At 61.9% G+C, this 2,347-nt stretch carries 2 protein-coding genes and 2 pseudogenes; 3 read left to right on the top strand and 1 reads right to left on the bottom strand.

The window, feature by feature from the left end; translation table 11 throughout:
• Together EWH12_RS21670 and EWH12_RS21675 are read left to right on the top strand one after the other, a co-directional pair.
• Positions 1-104: pseudogene (locus EWH12_RS21670) on the top strand (IS5/IS1182 family transposase); the annotation flags it as partial.
• A 127-nt stretch (positions 105-231) separates the two neighbouring features.
• Positions 232-478, top strand: a pseudogene (locus EWH12_RS21675) (transposase); the annotation flags it as partial.
• Positions 479-482: 4 nt separating this feature from the next.
• On the opposite strand, the gene EWH12_RS21680 reads toward EWH12_RS21675, so the two are convergent.
• Positions 483-1,754, bottom strand: a complete 1,272-nt coding sequence (locus EWH12_RS21680) for a M24 family metallopeptidase (protein WP_066602959.1) — start codon at positions 1,752-1,754, stop codon at positions 483-485.
• A gap of 173 nt (positions 1,755-1,927) precedes the next feature.
• Between EWH12_RS21680 and EWH12_RS21685 the strand changes: the two genes are divergently transcribed.
• Positions 1,928-2,260 carry a hypothetical protein gene (locus EWH12_RS21685; RefSeq protein WP_129927797.1) on the top strand — a complete coding sequence of 111 codons (333 nt, stop codon included), beginning with the start codon at positions 1,928-1,930 and terminating at the stop codon, positions 2,258-2,260.
• Positions 2,261-2,347 lie beyond the last annotated feature (87 nt).

Genomic DNA, 2,347 nt, shown 5'->3' on the forward strand with positions numbered 1-2,347 from the left:
TCGCGAAAGACTGGGAGCGATCCATCGCCTCATCAACAGCTTGGGCCCTCATCGCCTCAATCCGCATGCTCACACGCAGAACCGCAAGGTATTGTCAGAATTGAGAAACTTCCGAATCCGGCTCTAATCAAAGGCTAACAGCCCGATCCGAAAATTTCTGAATAATACCAGTATGTTGTGATTGGCTACGTTGACATTCGGCTCACGCCTCGTTGCGAAGAGATGGAGTGAATGGTGGCATGGACTGGTATTGCCCGGCGAGAGCATAGCCGGGCGGGATTGCGATATCCATCGGATACGAGAGATGCGGGGTGGGGGCTGGCAGCGCCATTTGCGCCTCCGGCAAGGCGTGGAGGTCGACCTCGATCGGCAGACATGCGCGAGGTTTTTGAACGCGATGCTCTACATCGCCGCAAACGGGTGCGCGTGGCGACTTTTGCCCAAATGCTTCCCACCAGTATCGACGGTTCGGCGCTACGTCCCTATCCAATCGGCTGCTCGATCGACACAGGCGGCCTCGAAAACCACGCCGGTCCCTGGGCCGTCATGTGGAAGCAATCCTCCATCCGCACGCCCATCACCCCCGGCAGATACAGGCCCGGCTCGTTGGAGAAGCACATGCCGATGTCCAGCTTCGTGGTTTCGCCGTGGACGAGGTTGACCGGCTCATGCCCTTCCATGCCGATGCCATGGCCGGTGCGGTGGGACAAGCCGGGGAGCGCGTAGTCGGGGCCGTAGCCCTGTGTCTCATACCAACCGCGCACTGCGTCATCGACCGATCCCGCCGGAACGCCGAGCTTCGCCGCCGCGAAGGCCATCGTCTGCCCCTCCGACACGTCGTTCCAGACCTTGCGCTGCTGGGCACTGGGGGCCGCGCCATAGACGAAAGTGCGGCTGATGTCGGACTGATAATCCTCGACCGTGCAGCCGCAATCCATCAGCACCACCTCCCCTGAGCGGACCGTCTGCGGCTTGCCCGATCCATGCGGATAGGCGGCCGCTTCACCGAGCAGGACGAGGTTGAATTCCACCTGCCCGCCCAGTTGCTTCGTCGCGGCGCTCATCAGCGCGCCGATGTCGGCGGGGGTCATGCCGGCCTTCACCTGCGGCCAGGTCCAGCGATAGGCGGCCATGGTGACGTCAGCGGCGGTCTGCATCAGTGCGACCTCGGCCTCCGTCTTGCGCATACGGATGGCGCGGGTGACAGGGTCTTTCACCAACGTCGCGGCGGGCAGCGCAGCCTTGACACCATCGACCGCGAAATAGCGGACCGTTTCCTCGATGCCAATGCGCCCCTTGGCCAGTCCCTTCACGGTCAGGTAATCGGCGATCGGCGCATAGGGGCTTTCGTGCTCCTGCCAGACGCGAACCTCCGCGCGGACGGAGAGCGATTCGTCGATAGAGGGTTTCTCGAAAAAGGGACAGACGACCAAAGGCGTACCGCTGGCCGGGATGACCAGTGCAGTCAGACGTTCCGACCGGCGCCAACGGATGCCGCTATAATAGATGAGGCTGGCGCCCGGCTCGACCAGCAGGGCGTCGATGCCGGCCGCCTGCATCATCTTCTGCGCGCGAGCAAGACGGTCCGCGCGCTCGGCCTTTCCGATCGGCGCAACACCGCCGGTCAGGGATTTGAGCGCTTCGCTCGCCTTATCCTGCGCAAAGAGGCGCGGGCTTATCAGCGATGTGGCGAGGCCGACGGCGGCGGTGCGCAGCAGGGTGCGGCGGTCTGGATGATAGGCGTTTCTGCTCATATTGTTTCCACGGCTACGTCGGCCAGATGGCTAACGCAGCCGGCGTGCGATCACAACAGCCGTCTCCCCTATCGGTGCGCAATCCACCGGGTCTGCACGCTGTCAAGCCTTGCCATCCTCCACTGGCCCTGCGAGGGCGTGTCTCAAACGGTAATATTCGGAGTCACGGCCGCATGGCAGAGCAGCTTTTTCTCAATTGGCCCAGCAACCGGCAAATTCCGCCCATGCCGATGCTGTGGAATGACGGACTGACTCATGCGATCGACCAAAATCATGCAGTGAAGCTGGACGCGCCGTCGGCAAGCATCTGGGCGTTCGAGGATGCGCAACTGATCGGCCCATGTATCCCGCCGGTCCTGCAAAGCCTGTCGGATGCCATGAAAAATGCGCTGTTTCCCGGCTATATCACCCGCAAATATGCCGACCAAAGCTATACGGGCCAGTTTCTGCAAGGCGGCGGAGAGCATGGTCGTGTCCCACGGGGTGGTGTAGGAAGGTTTCCCTGAGAGGGTGGCCACCGTCGATCTTCTGGTAGGGTTCGGATGCGAACTCGAACCTGGAGAAGAAGACGATGACCGATGACAGAATGGCCC

This window comes from Sphingobium cupriresistens (genome assembly GCF_004152865.1).
Lineage (GTDB): Bacteria > Pseudomonadota > Alphaproteobacteria > Sphingomonadales > Sphingomonadaceae > Sphingobium > Sphingobium cupriresistens.

Bases quoted from the DNA above. Each gene is read 5' to 3' on its own strand.
- EWH12_RS21680 (WP_066602959.1), bottom strand. From the start codon at position 1,754: ATGAGCAGAAACGCCTATCATCCAGACCGCCGCACCCTGCTGCGCACC.
- EWH12_RS21685 (WP_129927797.1), top strand. From the start codon at position 1,928: ATGGCAGAGCAGCTTTTTCTCAATTGGCCCAGCAACCGGCAAATTCCG.